Below are 15916 nucleotides of genomic sequence, written 5' to 3' on the forward strand. Positions count from 1 at the left end.
GATGGTTGAAATGCTCGTCCTGCAAGAACGCCCTGCCGAAGGAGTGCTGCTTCTCAGGCTGAACAGGCCGGAGAAGTTGAATGCCCTTTCGAAGGAGCTTCTCAAGGATCTGATCGCAATCCTTGCCGATGCGGAAAGCGACCCGGCTATCGGGTGCGTGATCCTGACAGGCAATGGGCGAGCATTTTCCGCAGGGGCGGATATCTCCGACATGCTGCTGCGCGGGGTCGAATCCTATGTCGACCCCGACCGCCTCGATCGCTGGCACAAGATCGAGACATTCGCGAAGCCGCTCATAGCGGCCGTCAATGGATTCGCTCTCGGCGGTGGACTCGAACTCGCCCTGGTCTGCGACATCATTATTGCATCGGACGTCGCGAAGTTTGCTGCGCCGGAAATCAAGATCGGGTCGTTTCCGGGAGACGGCGGCACGCAGCGGCTTCCGCGTGCTGTTGGCCGCTCTTTCGCGATGCAGATGATCCTGACCGGGGAGATGGTCGATGCCGCAGTGGCCGAACGGAAGGGGCTGGTAAGCGAGGTTGTAAGTCCCGAGGCGCTTATCGCGCGGGCGGTGGAGGTGGCCTCTTCTATCGCGGCCCGTTCGGTTGCGATTACGCCCTATGCGAAGCGTGCGGTGCAAGCAGCATTCGAACTTCCGCTGGCGGAAGGCATACTGGAGGAACGGCGTCTGACCGTCGAAGCTTTCGCGACGGAAGACCGAATGGAAGGACTGCGGGCGTTTGCTGAAAAACGGGCGCCGGTGTTCAAGGGACGTTGATTGATCCCCAACGGGATCGGGAGGAATGCAGTGGAAAACTACGATTACATTGTCACCGGCGCTGGCTCGGCCGGATGCGTCATCGCCAACAGGTTGACGGAAGACTCTTCCGTGAAGGTGCTCCTCCTCGAGGCTGGAAGCCGCGATTGGAATCCGATGATCCATATCCCCGGAGGAATTGGAAAGCTGTTCGGACCGGGCGTGAACTGGCGGTTCAAGACGGTTCCCCAGAGGAACCTCGACAATCGTGAAATCTGGTACCCCCAAGGCAAAACCCTCGGTGGTTCGAGTTCGATCAACGCGATGATCTACATCCGCGGCCAGCGGGAAGACTACGACAACTGGGCGGCGCTCGGAAACGAAGGCTGGAGCTATGAGGACGTCCTGCCGTACTTCCGGAAATCCGAGGACAATGACCGCCTCGTGAACAAATATCACGGCGAGGGCGGACCACTCTGGGTATCCGATCAGGTCAGCCCCCATGAAATTTCCAAGGCGTTCGTTCGCGCCTGCCAATCCTGGGGCCTGCCCTACAACCCGGACTTCAACGGCGAGACGCAGTATGGGGCGGGCCTCTATCAGGTAACCTGCCGCGACGGACGTCGGCGCAGTTCGGCGGTCTCGTATCTCCACCCGATTAAGTCACGAAAGAACCTCACCGTCATGACCGGATCGCGTGCGATCCGTATCGTCCTTGAGGGTGATCGCGCCGTTGGTGTCGAGGTGGCCCAGGGACGCTCGGTGCAGACGATCCGCTGCAATCGCGAAGTCATCGTGACAAGCGGGGCCATCAACTCGCCACGCCTGTTGATGCTGTCGGGGATTGGCGATGCTGATGAACTCCGGAAGATCGGCATCCAATCGACGCATGATCTTAAAGGTGTCGGCAAAAATCTTCAGGACCACCTTTGCTCGAATGTGCACGTCACATTGAAGGATCCAATCAGCTACGATGGCCAGGACCGCTTCCCGCACGCAGCACTCCACGGGCTGCGCTGGCTGCTCTATCGAAATGGCCCGGCGGCGTCGGTGATTGTCGAGGGTGGTGGGTTTGCTTCGACCGAAAAGAACGGCAGGCCGGACATGCAGATCCACATTGCGCCGGCGATGGTCGTTCGCGGCGGCCAGACCCGTCTCGACGGCCATGGATTCACTGTCAACACGACGTTCTTGAGGCCAAGGAGCATCGGATCCATCGGGCTTCGTTCATCCAATCCGGCTGATGAGCCGTTGATTGATCCGAACTACCACGGGGACGAGTACGACCGAAACATGTCGCTGACTTCGATCGAGACGGCCCGTGAGATTCTCTCCCAGCCGGCGATCGCGAAGTACATCAAGATCGAGCGTCTTCCGGGACCGGATGCCAAGTCGAAGCAGGACATCATGGCCTATGTTCGCCAGTACGCCTGCTGCGACTATCACCCCGTCGGCACATGCAAGATGGGTATCGATGAAAGCGCCGTAGTGGATCCGCAACTCCGCGTCCGGGGGCTCCAAGGCCTGAGGGTGGCAGACTCCTCGATCATGCCGGTCCTGCTGAGCGGCAATACGAATGCACCGAGCATGATGATCGGTGAAAAAGCTGCAGACATGATCAAGCGCGGCGTCGTCAAGGACGTGGTCACGCGTATCCATGCGGCCTAGGCATGGGCGGTTCTGAAGAGGCGGTCCGCATCCTCTTGGACGTCCGCGTGGGCAGATCAGGGTTCATGGTAGCCGGGTTGATTTGAGATCGTCCAGCCGTGCACTTGCGGCGGACGTTGGAACATGTGTGAAATGTTGCGCCGCCCCAACGGTCTCACAGTCTCTGCAACCGTTGGTCGCCAGGACTCGTTGCAATGGCCGATACCGATCACTTCTGTCTGCGATCGTCTCTGCTCTGACCCTCCTGATACGATGGCGCACCAAAACGAATGCGCGATGAACTCATCGTGAGGGGCGTTCTCAGTTTTTCGGTGGCAGCTCCCTAGCCAAAGCTGGGGTGGTTCTGGCGACTTCGCGCCCTCGTATCGGTCGTTCAGAGCGCCCTATCGAGTTCTTGAAAGCCGACGGTCTGCTTAGCCCGCGGCCACGCCGGGAAAGCGCCAGCAGCGGTTGTGGAATAACCTCAGGCACCTGACTGATTTTCGTCCGCAATGGCGACCCGCTGTGCTCGCTGGACACATCCACTGTTAACCGGGCTGCTTGGGTCGCCGCAGGCGCCACAGCAGCCATGTTTCGCCGCTGTGGATACTGCTTGGCCTCGCATTTCCGTAAATTCGTTGATAGGTTGCACAAGTGCTGAACTTGCAAGGGGGATACGGTGGTCGACACGAAACGTCAGCTTGAGGTTGAGGGGCCGGAACTGCGGCGGATTCATGCGCGATCTAACAACAGAAAGGCGATCGCCTATTGGCTAGTGGATGGAATCTAACACTTGGTGCCCCCGTTTGACGGCAGCGATGATTTTGTCGGGATCGGCGGTCCAGGTGAAGGGCTTGGGTTGTTGGTTGTGCTCTGTAAGGAAGCGGTTGATGGCGGCCTGGAGGTCAACGACCGAATGAAAGACGCCGCGCTTGAGGCGACGCTTCGACAGTTTGGCGAAGAAGCCCTCGACGGCGTTGAGCCACGAGCAGGACGTCGGCGTGAAGTGGAAGGTAAAGCGCTGATGGCGGTCGAGCCAGGCGCGCACCTTGGGATGCTTGTGGGCGGCATAGTTGTCGAGGATGACGTGGATCGCCTTGTCGGCCGGCACTTGGGCGTTGATGGCGTTGAGAAAACGGATGAACTCCTGATGCCTGTGACGCTGCATGTTCCTGCCGATGACGGTGCCGTCGAGCACGTTGAGGGCGGCAAACAACGTGGTCGTGCCATGCCGCTTGTAGTCGTGGGTCATGGTGCCGAGCCGGCCCTTCTTCAGGGGCAGGCCGGGCTGGGTGCGGTCGAGCGCCTGGATCTGGCTCTTCTCGTCGACCGACAGCACGATGGCATGGGCCGGCGGGTCGACGTAGAGGCCGACAACGTCTTTGAGCTTGGCGACGAACTGCGGGTCGTTGGAGAGCTTGAAGGCCCGCCAGCGGTGGGGCTGGAGACCGTGCGCCTTCCAGATGCGGCGCACCGCGCTGGCGCTGACGCCCACCTCGGCCGCCATCATGTCGGCAGTCCAGTGCGTCGTCTCGCCCGGCGGGTCGGCAAGCGAAAGCGCCACCACCTGCTCGCCGATCTCCGGCCCGAGCGGCGCAATGCGCGAGGGGCGCGTCTTGTCGCGCAAGAGACCCTCGAAGCCTTCCGTGGCGAAGCGCTCCTGCCAGCGCCACACGCAGGTCTTCGACTTGCCGGTCTGTCGCATGATCTCGACGGTGCCGACGCCATCGGCACTCAGCAGGATGATCTCGGCGCGCCAGACGTGCTTCTGCGGCGCATTGCGATCACTGATGAGGGCTCTCAGGCGTTGGCGATCGGTCGGCGAAACGGTGAAGGCTATTCCTGTGCGCATGCGCCACACTCGCATACGCACTCGCCAAAGGGAATCCCATACGGACTCTTATGTTAGGCGGATACCACTAGGTTTTCTCAAAGGCATCCTAGCCAGCAATAAGGTCGAAACGACCGAATACGAACCCCTTAAGGTGGAAGCCCAAAACTTCCTGAACCTACTTCACGACCCCGATGCTCTTGAGCTTGTCGAAGATTTACTGATCTGGAAGGATGAGCCGAACGAGATCTTCGACATAATCGAGAACATCGTCGCAATGCGCTCGAGAGATTTCTTCCTGGAGAGTGAGAAGGACGAGATCAACGAGCTCTATGGATTCTGCGCAGGTATTGCCTGTGACAACAGGATCACTCTCGGTGAAGTCGAAACACTTATTTCAAGGCTGGACAGCTACTCAAAGATCCGGGACGACCGCCGGGTGCTAAACCTCAGGAACGCTGCGCGCCGTTCCATCGCCGATGGCAGAATTACACCTGAAGAATCCGACGACATCTGCTCTTGGATCACGCACCTTGTGGGCGACAGCGCGACAGACACCGGGATTGCTACTTTTGGCAACGTCGGCGTGCTCGAAGGCGCTCTTGATGATCACAACGACATCGTCTTCGACAACCGAATGTTTGTCCTAACCGGCAAGTTTACCCTCGGTCCCCGCAAGGCAATCCAAGGCATGATTTTGGATCGCGGTGGAGAGTTCAAGAACAGCGTCTGCAGAAACACGCACTATTTGTGCGTCGCGGCCGAGGCTTCACGCGACTGGCGGCACAGCCACGAAGGCTTGAAGATCATGCGGGCAATCGAACTGCGCAAGGAGGGTCAAGGTCCCAATCTCGTGCACGAGGGCACCCTCGCCCATGCACTGTCTCGATAATAGAATACCGGCGATTCCGATACGGTCCAAGAAGCAGCGCTCGCCTTCGGGGCAGCGTGATGGAGGCGGAGCGACGCGTGGCATGCCCGGTTTCAGGCTTTTGAGCTCACTAGGCATTGCATTTGTTGTTGGTTGCGCTTTGTCCACTTGCACCACGATCAATTTCGACAAACTTCCGGCGGGAAAATTCTCCGGTACCCTCATCGTCATGTGGGTGGGTGAAGGCGATGGTGCTGGGGACGGCAAGTTCGTTTTCGTTCCCGATCCAGACAAGCGACTTACCTTCACACGCGCTGCGCCGAACTCTCGGCCTATCTCCCCAAGAGTGATGTATACGGACGGCGGCTCGGTCCCGAGGATTGTGCAACCTTTTCGAGGTTTCAACCCTTGGGGATATGCACCTGCTTATATGGTGCACGACTGGCTCTTCACTGCGCATCACTGCTTAAAGGACGGCAAGACGGATCCGATCTACCAGGCTACGGCGGACATCGAGTTCGACGAGTCTGGAAGAATTCTCGGGGAGGCCATCCAGACGCTTATGGCGGAAAGGGTCGTCTCCGAAAACGACGTGGCCAAGAATGCGATCACGGCCGCCGTCCGAAGTCCGATTGCCGCTAAGATTTGGAACGGTCGCCCCGGACAGTGCGACGAGGACGCTGTTTCGCCAAAGCATCTCGAGGAGATCGAACGAGCAATACCGGGTTCGACGACGGAGGAGGCCAAGCGACGAAACCTGGACATCGCGAGCAAAGTACGTTCGTTCCGGACTCGATCGGCTGCTGTGATCGTAGGCCGCATCAGCTTCGATCGGTAACGTGGCGAAGGGCATTGCCTATTGACTACCCAGGCGTGTTGATTCCTCATCTGTTCATGGATTCGAAAACATGATTCTGGACATATCGCTGCTGAAGCTGCGCGGTAAGATGGGGTGCTTGGGGTGCCAGGTTCTCTTCAAAAGATAGGTTCAACTTGGAAGCGGTGGGATTTACATCTACATGCACCGGGAACGAGGCTGTCCGACAGTTATGGTGGAGCGACAGACGAGACTCTGAAACGTTACGTTGACGAGCTGGAGGCTTCCGATGTTCAGGCTTTCGGTATTACCGACTACTTCTCCTTCGACAGCTATTTTTCGGTTTCGGAGGCCTATCGACAACACCACCCAGAGGGCGAAAAGTTCTTCGTTCCGAATATCGAGTTTCGCCTCACTGAAACGGTTAGTTCCGACGGACGTAACGTTCACACCCACGTGCTGATCGATCCCAACGTTGCTACGCGGGAAAAACTCGGCACCCTTTTAAGTGATTTGCACACGCACAAAACCCGCGATGGAGCGCGCCTGCGCTGCCGGGAGTTAGCCTCCAAAGAGGACTACGAGCAGGCCACGGTCAGCATTACTGACCTTAAATCAGCTCTCGCGAAGGTTTTCCCGGACGAGACTGCCTACATCATTGTCACGGCAGCAAATAACGATGGGCTTCGTGGCGTTGACAGCAAATCGCCGCGCAGCATGTCGATTTCCGACGAGCTTGATAAGGCAAGCGATGCCTTCTTCGGATCATCGAAGAATACGGACCATTTTCTGAAATCTGACCGCTATGAAGACGGCTCCGAAAGCCATAAGAAGCCGGTCTATTCTGGTTCTGATGCGCACTCGTTTGAAGACCTTGCCCGCTTGTCGGGGGACGAGGCCGGTTACGAGCCAACGTGGATTAAGGCCGACCTGACGTTTCGCGGACTGCGACAGACTCTCTTTGAGCCGAAGGGCCGCGTTCATATCGGAGAACGTCCGGCGGTTTTGGAGCGACTCGATCAAGATGCCACCCGCTTCATTGCTGGGCTCAAAGCGAATCAGGTGTCCGGCTATCCCGGCAATAATGGCTCCTGGTTCAAGAACGTGGATATTCCGTTCAACCCAGAGCTTACCGCGATCATCGGCAACAAGGGCAGCGGTAAGAGCGCTATCGCCGACATCATCGGTCTTCTAGGCGAATCGCGACAGTTCGACCATTTCTCCTTTCTGACCGACGATGCCCGGAACAGAAAGTTCAGGCAAAAGGGCTACGCAGAGAACTTTACCGGTGAGCTGATTTGGGCGAGCGGAGCACACCCTTCGAAACGACTTGATGCCGATGTGGATACGCTCAAGCCGGAAGCCGTAAAATACCTTCCCCAAAACTACTTTGAGAGCCTTACCAACGAGATCGAAGTCAAAGCCTTTCGTCGAAAAATCGAAGAGGTTGTATTCTCCCATGTCGAGAAATCCGATCGTATGGGGAAATCAACCTTCGCGGAGCTTGAAGAGCTTAAAACCGTTCACAGCAAGAGCGATATCAGCGCCCTCAAGGTCCGGCTTCGCGAACTCAATATCGAAATCGTTGATCTGGAAAATCAGGCCGATCCGTCAACCAAGACCCGGCTCAACGAAGAGCTAAATCAGAAGCGTGAAGAATATCGCGTTCTTGAAAAATCGAAACCCAAGGAAGAACCGAAGCCCGAAGGCGAAACGCCAGCGCAGCAGGTCGTAACCCGCCAGATCGAAGAAGTGAGGCAGGTTCAAGAGGATATCGAAGAGCGGGGAAGAGCTGCGGTGGAGCGCGTTTCGGCGCTTAAAACGGACCTAGTTGAGCTTGACACGCTCAAGGAAGCCCTCGCCACAATCGACTCCCAGGTCAAGGAGGGCAAAGAGGAACTTCGCTCCACCTGCAAACGGTTTGGCTTTGATATCGACGCCATTGTCTCGCACCGGATCGACACACAGCCGATTGAGGACAAAATCGCAGCGCTCAAAGCTGATGTGAAAGCGCTGGAGCTTGCGAGCGGAAAGCCGGTTTCCGACGACACCGATTTATCGGCGCTGTCCAGCGTGCCCGATCTTCGTGCGGCATATCAGTTCCTGGCTGAGAAACTTAAAGGCTTGCAGGAAACGCTGTCCGCGCCGCAACGCAGATATCAGCGATACGTGCAGGCCCTGTCAGACGTTCAATCAAAAATGACCGCCGTTATGGGGGAAGAGGAAAGCCCGAAGCCCGGTACCATCAAGGATCTGGAGCGACGCCTTCGCTATATCGACGAAGGGCTGCGCGCCAAACTTGACGAAAGATACGAGGATCGCGACAAGATTTCGCGGTCTATATTTGAAGCAAAGACAAAGGTTCGGACTTTCTATGAAGCTCTCAAAACGAGCGTCGAAGATCGGCTGACGACAATAAATTCTGAGGCGTTCATGGTTACGATTGATGCCTCTTTCGTACCATCTCACGACCTCGCGGAAGATTTCTTCGATCATTTGAACCAGTCGGCGAGCGGTCCATTCCGCGGCACTGCGCAGGGTCAGGCTGAACTTGATACCCGTATGGCGGACGTGAACTGGAATAATGTCGAGAGCATCCTAGGTTTTGCCAATAGAATAGTCGCAGATATTGCGCAGGCAGGCATCACAAAGCAGGTGAAGGACGTCAAGCGTTTATATGACCTGCTGTTCTCATTTGAATATTTTGACGCGCGATACGAGCTTCGTCTCGGTGGGAAAAATCTAAACGAGTTATCTCCTGGTGAAAAGGGATTGCTGCTCCTGGTCTTCTATCTGCATCTCGACATGGAGAAAACGCCGCTGATTATCGATCAGCCGGAAGATAATCTCGATAACGACAGCATATTTACTGTCCTGGCGAACTGTATTCGCGAGGCCAAGAAGACGCGGCAAGTGATTTTGGTCACGCACAATCCTAATCTGGCAGTTGGGGCGGATGCCGAGCAGGTACTTTACGTGACTTTGGACAAAGCGGCTGGCTACAAGTTTACTTATGAATCCGGATCTATCGAAAATCCGCGTATCAATGACGCTATCGTGAAGATTCTGGAGGGTTCAAAGCCGGCGTTTGTGCAACGCCGGCTTGCGTACCAGATCAAGTAGCTCTCCGCTTGATGGGTGCCCTTCATGCCGTTTATTGGCCGAACCGTAGATTGCGGTCTTAGGCACCCAACGGTTCGCGGTCGCCACTATCGGCGCGGGCGACGTTCTTTGCTGATGGGGCTATTCAGCAAGCGTTGCACTGCCGCCTCGACGCGATTGAGCGAAAGCCTTGGATGCGGCGAGCAGTGGACGATAGGCCCGACCGAACTACTGCGACTGGAAACGGATAAGATAGTGACGACCACCGAGTCGCTTGAGGGACGCCGATGAAGATGAAACGACTTGAGAAGATGCGCGTGGGCGGCACCAGCAACAAGATGCAGTTGAGTATCCCTTCTCCAAAGACGCCGGATGGTAGGGTTTATCGGTATTCACCCAACGTCGACGCCCATCCCAGGCACTTCGTGTTGGGCGACCGGGTCGCTAGCTTCGTTACCGATCCGGACAAGGTCGGGCGGATGAAGCATGCTCCCGGCACTCCGGGCACGGTCTGCCCCTATAGCGGCGTCAGGGCGGACGATGCAGAGTTCGTGCATCCGGATGATCGCAAGGCAGCCATCAAGGTGGTGGAACATGCCGCGCTCCAGGACATGCAGGACGCGATCTCGGGCATGCTGGCTGGTGTCGCGCGAGGTAGCAAGTCGCTTACCTACAAACCTGCCCCTCGACGGAACCAGCCGCGCCCGCGGTTTGGACGCCGCGACCTTATGCGCCTGTTGGTTTGCGACTGCTGCGGGCGGGACTACGGGGTTTTTGCAATCGCCCTTTTCTGCCCGGATTGCGGAGCGCCCAACTTGGCGCTGCATTTCGCTCGCGAAGTCGAGCTGGTCGGGCAGCAGGTAGAGCTGGCGGAAGCTTTGGGGAAAGATCGCCAAGAGTTAGCCTACCGATTGCTTGGAAATGCTCACGAGGACGTGCTCACCGCCTTCGAGGCGACTCTCAAGGTCGCGTACGCCCATCGTATCGAGAATCGGCCTTCCGGGGCTGGGCAGGTCAAACCGGCTGGCAACGACTTCCAAAACATCGACAAGGGCCGTAAGCGCTTCGGCGAGTTCTCGTTCGATCCCTTCGCCGAGCTCAACGCGCAGGAGCTGGCAGTGCTTTCTCTTAACATCCAAAAAAGGCACTTGATTGGGCACAATCTCGGTGTGGTGGATGCGAAATTCGTACAGCACGCCAAGGAGGCGAAGTTGGGCGAGACTGTAGAGTTGGTGGCCGCCGATGTCCGGTCCTTCGCCGCGCTCTGCCGCAAGGTCGTCCGGCGCATCGACGACATGCTGGCGGGCTTGCCCCTGCCGTCTCCGGCGGTACAGGACGAAGAGGATGCGATGATTTCACCTACCGAGACCATTGGCGATCTTAGCTCGGAAGGCACGGCCGTGGGTAAATGGATCTGCATGACATCTGCCGATGGCCTGCCCGGGCACGTGGACAAGGACTCCCTGGTTAAGGCCTTCCCGAGCCTCTCGACGGATCAACTAGCCGAGGCGACCGCCGACCTCGCCGAGGACGGCTACGTGAGCCTGACTCACCTCATATCAGAACGATTGCCCCGGGTGCATGTCCGAGAGGATCTATTCCTGACATTCGACCCGCATTGCATGGGAAGCGATCCCGTCGGCGATGCGCTTCAACTCATTCCGCTCATCCTATCAAAGGATTCGGTGGACGTGCCCGCTTTGCATGCGGAGAGCGGCATGCCGCTGCGCCGGTTCAATCCCGCCGTCGGGCTAATCCTTTCGAAGATCGGCGAGGGTCGGGTCTCCGGCACCTGGGTCCAGGGATATCCAACACCATACTTTTTCGTGGTCGATTCCGATCGCGTCGCGATCAAGCGCTTGGCACGGCAGCTTGAAGGCTGACGCTGGTGCCAAGCCTCGTCCTCGTTCAACGGCCGCTGGCGCCATCCATCGGATTTCGGCGCTGTCTCCAGAAAGGAGCTCCGCCCCTTTTCGTCAGAAATAATCCAGCAAGATCGCGCTCTTACCGAAACATATCGCCTCTCCGGGCCATGATCCGAGCATTCCGGCGAGAAATGTGTCATAGCGGGTCGACAAACCAAAAACGTTGGCCATGATCGACATCGTCATGACGATACTTAATGGGTTATTGCAAACGCTTCGACCTAAGGTTACCTCCCGAGAAGAGAGGCAGCGAACCCCGCGAAACTTCGTCAGGACGTACGACGCCAATGCGCCAGTTGAATACCAAACACGGGCGGTCGCATTCTTCGATATCCTCGGCTGGGGGCAGGCCGTCGAAAATTCGGACACGGACCCAAAGCTCCGGCAAAAGTTATTGAATGCGGTATGGTCGTTCGCGGCACGAGCGCAAGACTATGTTGAGACGGAGACTGCGGACCATCCTTCGCGGGATGAATATTCGCAATTTTCCGATAGCGTGATCGTCTCTTTTCCATACGCCGATTATCGCGACCTTTTCCGGCTGCTGAAGTTCGTTACGGAATTCCAGGCCAGCATGGTCATGCTTGGTCTGCCGCTACGTGGGGGAGTGACTGTGGGGTCGCTCTTCCACACAGATGCCATAGCTTTCGGACCTGCGATGAATCGTGCCTATCATCTCGAAAGCAAGGTGGCGAAGATGCCTCGGGTTATCATCGACCGAGCGCTCGACGATGATGTTAAAGCGGCGGCCTCCGGCTTACCCAAACATTGGCATTTTGCCGTCCGCGGCGACGACGGCTATTACGAAACGGATTTCCTGACCGGCTACGCGATGACTGAAAAGCTAGCGCAGATCATCGAGCGCAAAATCGACACCTGGATCGAGCAGTATCACAACGACGAAGGCACACTCGCGAAGTACCTATGGCTAAGGGCTCGCTGGGACGCCGCCAAAGCCGATGCAGGGGAGCGGATCAATACGAGAGACGAGTTCCACGCCGCCCACAATGCAAAGCGCGGCGGGCCGCAGCCGGGCTAATTGGCTAGCCCCCTGATTGCGGCAACCCCATCGCGTCAGGGACCGCTAGCTTGGTTTTGCGGTGCTCCGACATCGACGTTTTTGCTGAGGCAGGGGTTCGCGCCAATGAGCCCCTTCGGATGAAGCATCGGCGTAGGCTGAGCACTCATTGGCGCGTGCTGCGCAATCGCAAAGCCGCCCGAAGGACTAACCCATCATTGCCACATCCTTGAAACCGGAAACGACAGCTTCCGCTTCAAGAATAGCTCGGCACACGAGACCAACGCTACGAAGGAGAAAAGGAAGAGCTTGACCACTACGGCCGACCCGAACAAAACCTAATAGGCGGGTCAATTCTCGGTGGAAATGCCGGGTCAGTTCTCAGTGGCAATCAACACTTCGGAAATCAACCGCATCGATCGCGCCCGCAACGTCACCCTCTCCGTCGAACTCAACGGCCGCATCCTTGGTGACGTGAACCGAGAGGCGCAGGCGCTTTCAGCGCTTCGCCAGTTGCCCCCGGGGGTTTATCAGGTCCAGCAGGGCGAACTGCAGCAGAGTTCCGAACTCTTCGAGAGCTTTGCAATAGCAATGGCAATCGGCGTGTTCTGCGTCTACGCGGTCCTTGTCCTTCTATTCCACGATTTCCTTCAGCCCGTCACTATCCTGATGGCGCTTCCATTGGCACTCGGAGGCGCACTCGTTCCACTGCTGGTCACGGGCATGAGCTTCTCCATGCCGGCGGTGATCGGCCTGATTCTGCTCATGGGTATCGTGACCAAGAATTCGATCTTGCTCGTCGAGTACGCGATCATGTCGAGGCGGCAAGGTGTGCCGCGGTTCGACGCACTCGTTGACGCATGCCACAAGCGCGCAAGGCCGATTATCATGACGACGATTGCGATGGGCGCAGGAATGATCCCTGTGGCGTTGAGCCTGACCGGCGGCGATCCCAGCTTCCGACAGCCAATGGCGATCGTTGTGATCGGCGGGCTACTTACGTCAACCTTCCTCAGCCTATTCGTCATCCCGACAATCTTCACGCTGATTGACGATCTACATATCGCTTTCAAGCGGCACTTCGTATCCATCGCCGCTGATGCACAAACACTGGCAAAACCTTAACTCGGCACAGTCGGGTCGTTGGCGGAATGTTGCCCTACAGCGCTGTTGCCACGACCCCCCGCTCACCATCGACCTGTGCCGCTGACGGCGACACCTGGAAGGACCGGATTGGGCTCCAAGCGGTCTTTGCCGCATTGCGTATCAGACGGCTGCAGAGGGTCGGATCGTGACCTGCAGGGGTCTCCAGCAGCAAGCCCCCATTTGGCGCAGTGCTGACGTCGCGGACTTCCCGATTCCATCGGGCACGCCATCGTGATTCAAGTGGCCGGGAGGATCCGCGAGTCTGATGAGCTTTTGGCTCACCGATGCACAGCTCGAGCGCACTGGAGCCCCGCGCTCTGGCGACCTGCGTTTGTTGGTTTTTGCGAGGCGCGCGGAGTCCAGGAGCTCGCCTGGAGGATCACTGCGCCGAGCGAGTGAGTTGAATGCGCGCTAAAGGACGTTGCGACGCTTTGGCGGACGTTCCATCGTGAACGCATCCGGTCTTATCCCGCGCTCGATGTCGCGCCAGGTGACCGGAGCCGCGACCGGAAATCCCGATCGGGCCCTCGGCGAGTAGGTGCCGACGGCGGTGGTGCCGCGGCCGTTCCTCAAGTAGTCCAGAAACAGCTTTCCCGGCCGGTGCGAAAGCTGTGCCGACGTGACGTAGCGGTCGGGGTCCGTACCCGCGAAGTGCTGCGCCAGGCGTTTGGCATAGGCGTGCGCCACATTATGGGTCATCTGCGCCGGCAGTGGGGCCATGATGTGAACGCCCTTGCCGCCGGTGAGTTTTGGCCAGGTTCTGAAGTCCTCCGCCTCGAGGAGTTCCCGCAGCCGCAAGGCGGTTGCGACGACGAACTCCCACGATACCCCTTCGCCTGGATCGAGATCGAAGATCAGCGTGTCGGCGTGTTCGATATCATCGACGGTCGCCGCCCAGGGATGCAGTTCTACCGCGCCGATCTCGACAAGCCCCAACAATCCGGCAAGATCATCGATCCATAGCCGCACCCCTTCGCCGCCCTCGCGCTTCTGGATGCGAAGCTGGTGGACCTCGGGTGGGATCGGCGGCAGCGGTCCCTTGTGGTAGAACGTGGTGCCGTGGATGTGTCTCACCAGCTTCAACGGACGGCCACCGAGGAACCGCAGGGCCCGATCGGCGACGCGCGTCCAATAGTTGGCAAGCTCTTCCTTCGAGGGCGCAACGGCGTGCGGCAGCAACTGCAATATGTTCTCGCGGGGTACTCGGACCGAGGCAGGGCCAGCGGTCGGTCGCGGTTGCGCGGCTTCTGGCGAGGCATCCCGCAAGCCTTTGAACACAGGTTCGCGCAGCAGGCCGTCGTCCGTCACTCCGCCATAGTCGATCTCAGCGTAGACCTGCGGTTCCACCCAGGTCGCCTTGGGCTTTTTGATCGGATGGGAGAGGGGGCTTTTGCCGATGATAAAGGGATCGAGCCGCTCCCGCACCTCGCGTGCCGCCGTTAGCGTGTAGCCGGTTTGGGCCTTGCCGGCATAGACGAGGAGATCGCCCTCCCAGCGTCCGAGATAAAGCGAGGCGATCCTCCGCGGCTGCGCGCCGAGCTTTTCCACGAAAGCGACGATCGGAAAGGCGTCGCGCTTCGTGCACTTCGTCTTTGTCCAGATTTCCTGCCGCCCCGATCGGTATCGCGAATCCTTTCCTTTTGAGACAATTCCCTCCAGGCCCATTTCGCAGGCGTGCCGATAAATCGCCTCTCCTTCGTCAAGCTCGAGATGGTCGACATAGGCGATGGTGCCGGCAGCATCTTCGAGTAGTTCGCGCAGCACTCGTTTGCGCTCGATCAGCGGTACGCGTCGGAGGTCGTATCCGTCCAAATAGAGCAGGTCGAACGCTTGAAATGTCAGGTGCGGCGATGAGCGTTTTGCGAGCTCTCGCCGAAGTGCCTGAAAATCGGGAAGCCCGGTCTTGCCAAAGACCGTGACCTCTCCATCGATCACCGCGTCATGGCCAGCGAGGTCCTCCGCAGCCGTCGCGATTGACTTGAACTCCTTCGTCCAATCAAGCCCGGTCCGCGTGTAAATTGTAATCTTGCCGCCATTGATGTGTAGCTGCGCTCGGTAGCCATCAAACTTGATCTCATGAACCCAGTCCGGCCCGCCCGGTGGCCGCCTCTTCAGCGTCGGGTGGCAGGGCTCAATGAAAGTGGGGAAGGCGGATTTCTTTGCGTCGATTTCGGCCAATTGAAATGCGGAGGATGCCGGACTTCGCCCGTTGTTGCCACGGATCCGGCTTCGGTTTTCGGCGCTTCCCTTCAAGGCAGCCTCCATGTCACGATTCAAATCGCTTATGAGAAGGATTCGTTCCAAGAGACCTGTCGGCTGCGCAGGTCCTAAAGCCGGCAAACACGTGACGGGATTACAGCGTTCCTCCCGTAACTGGATTCACCTTTGGTTTCTCACTCGTGTCCTTAGCGCCTGGTGGCTGGACTGTCGGCGGCGCGATCGACTCCTCGTCCTGATGTTTCTTTCGATCCGCAGGTTGATGGACGTCGGCCGGATTCGTCTGCTCCGGTTTCGCGTTCGTGTCCTTGGTTGCCATGATCATTCTCCTTTTGGTGTGAACGAGAACGGCACAGGCTCAAAGGGGTTCCCGTCGCTGACCGTGCGGGCGCTATTTTCCAGCGCGGTCGTCAACGTCTTGATGATCTCAATCGCATCAAGCCAGTTATCACGCACGAAATATTGAATTCGGTTGGATGACAGCCGCGCCGGCTTCTTTAGCAAGCCGCTCCACCTCAATCCCGCCGCGATGAACGGTTAAGGCTTCTTCACCTTCTCCGCCAGCTTGAACGTCTGCGATGGGTC

Annotated in this window: 11 protein-coding genes and 2 pseudogenes; 9 read left to right on the plus strand and 4 right to left on the minus strand. The window is 58.0% G+C overall.

Annotation, left to right across the window (positions count from 1 at the left end; translation table 11 throughout):
- Position 1: 1 nt before the first annotated feature.
- The gene (locus SJ05684_RS05390) at positions 2–778 is read left to right on the plus strand and encodes an enoyl-CoA hydratase-related protein (protein WP_034859538.1); all 777 of its coding nucleotides are present in this window, start codon (positions 2–4) and stop codon (positions 776–778) included.
- Positions 779–808: 30 nt separating this feature from the next.
- Positions 809–2425, plus strand: a complete 1617-nt coding sequence (locus tag SJ05684_RS05395; protein WP_034859539.1) for a GMC family oxidoreductase — start codon at positions 809–811, stop codon at positions 2423–2425.
- A gap of 751 nt (positions 2426–3176) precedes the next feature.
- On the opposite strand, the gene SJ05684_RS05400 is transcribed toward SJ05684_RS05395, so the two are convergent.
- Positions 3177–4256, minus strand: coding sequence for an IS630 family transposase (locus SJ05684_RS05400; protein WP_037446536.1), 1080 nt, complete (start codon positions 4254–4256; stop codon positions 3177–3179).
- Positions 4257–4389: 133 nt separating this feature from the next.
- Here SJ05684_RS05400 and SJ05684_RS05405 point away from each other — a divergent pair, with 133 nt between their 5' ends.
- The 7 genes and pseudogenes from SJ05684_RS05405 to SJ05684_RS05435 form a co-directional block, all read left to right on the plus strand.
- On the plus strand, positions 4390–5127 hold the full coding sequence (locus tag SJ05684_RS05405; protein WP_162098824.1) for a BRCT domain-containing protein: 738 nt from the start codon (positions 4390–4392) through the stop codon (positions 5125–5127).
- Between the two features lie 82 nt (positions 5128–5209).
- Entirely contained in the window at positions 5210–5944 is a 735-nt protein-coding gene (locus SJ05684_RS05410; protein ID WP_050980196.1) for a DUF1353 domain-containing protein, read from the plus strand.
- A gap of 123 nt (positions 5945–6067) precedes the next feature.
- Positions 6068–9046, plus strand: coding sequence for a TrlF family AAA-like ATPase (locus SJ05684_RS05415; protein ID WP_157212022.1), 2979 nt, complete (start codon positions 6068–6070; stop codon positions 9044–9046).
- Positions 9047–9312: 266 nt separating this feature from the next.
- Positions 9313–10908 carry a hypothetical protein gene (locus tag SJ05684_RS05420; protein WP_034858815.1) on the plus strand — a complete coding sequence of 532 codons (1596 nt, stop codon included), beginning with the start codon at positions 9313–9315 and terminating at the stop codon, positions 10906–10908.
- A gap of 211 nt (positions 10909–11119) precedes the next feature.
- Positions 11120–11989 (plus strand): hypothetical protein, encoded by an 870-nt coding sequence (locus SJ05684_RS05425; RefSeq protein ID WP_157212024.1) that lies wholly within the window; start codon positions 11120–11122, stop codon positions 11987–11989.
- 186 nt (positions 11990–12175) lie between these two features.
- Positions 12176–12310, plus strand: a pseudogene (locus tag SJ05684_RS30210) (ATP-binding protein); the annotation flags it as partial.
- Between the two features lie 57 nt (positions 12311–12367).
- A pseudogene (locus SJ05684_RS05435) lies at positions 12368–13093 on the plus strand (efflux RND transporter permease subunit); the annotation flags it as partial.
- A gap of 432 nt (positions 13094–13525) precedes the next feature.
- Here SJ05684_RS05435 and ligD read toward each other — a convergent pair.
- The 3 genes from ligD to SJ05684_RS05450 all read right to left on the minus strand — a co-directional run bounded on the left by ligD (position 13526) and on the right by SJ05684_RS05450 (position 15835).
- Positions 13526–15337 (minus strand): DNA ligase D, encoded by a 1812-nt coding sequence (gene ligD, locus SJ05684_RS05440; RefSeq protein ID WP_034858897.1) that lies wholly within the window; start codon positions 15335–15337, stop codon positions 13526–13528.
- 130 nt (positions 15338–15467) lie between these two features.
- On the minus strand, positions 15468–15650 hold the full coding sequence (locus SJ05684_RS05445) for a hypothetical protein (protein ID WP_034858822.1): 183 nt from the start codon (positions 15648–15650) through the stop codon (positions 15468–15470).
- 2 nt (positions 15651–15652) lie between these two features.
- Positions 15653–15835, minus strand: a complete 183-nt coding sequence (locus SJ05684_RS05450) for a hypothetical protein (protein WP_157212025.1) — start codon at positions 15833–15835, stop codon at positions 15653–15655.
- Between the last annotated feature and the right edge of the window lie 81 nt (positions 15836–15916).

It is taken from the genome of Sinorhizobium sojae CCBAU 05684 (genome assembly GCF_002288525.1).
GTDB classification, from domain to species: Bacteria; Pseudomonadota; Alphaproteobacteria; order Rhizobiales; family Rhizobiaceae; genus Sinorhizobium; species Sinorhizobium sojae.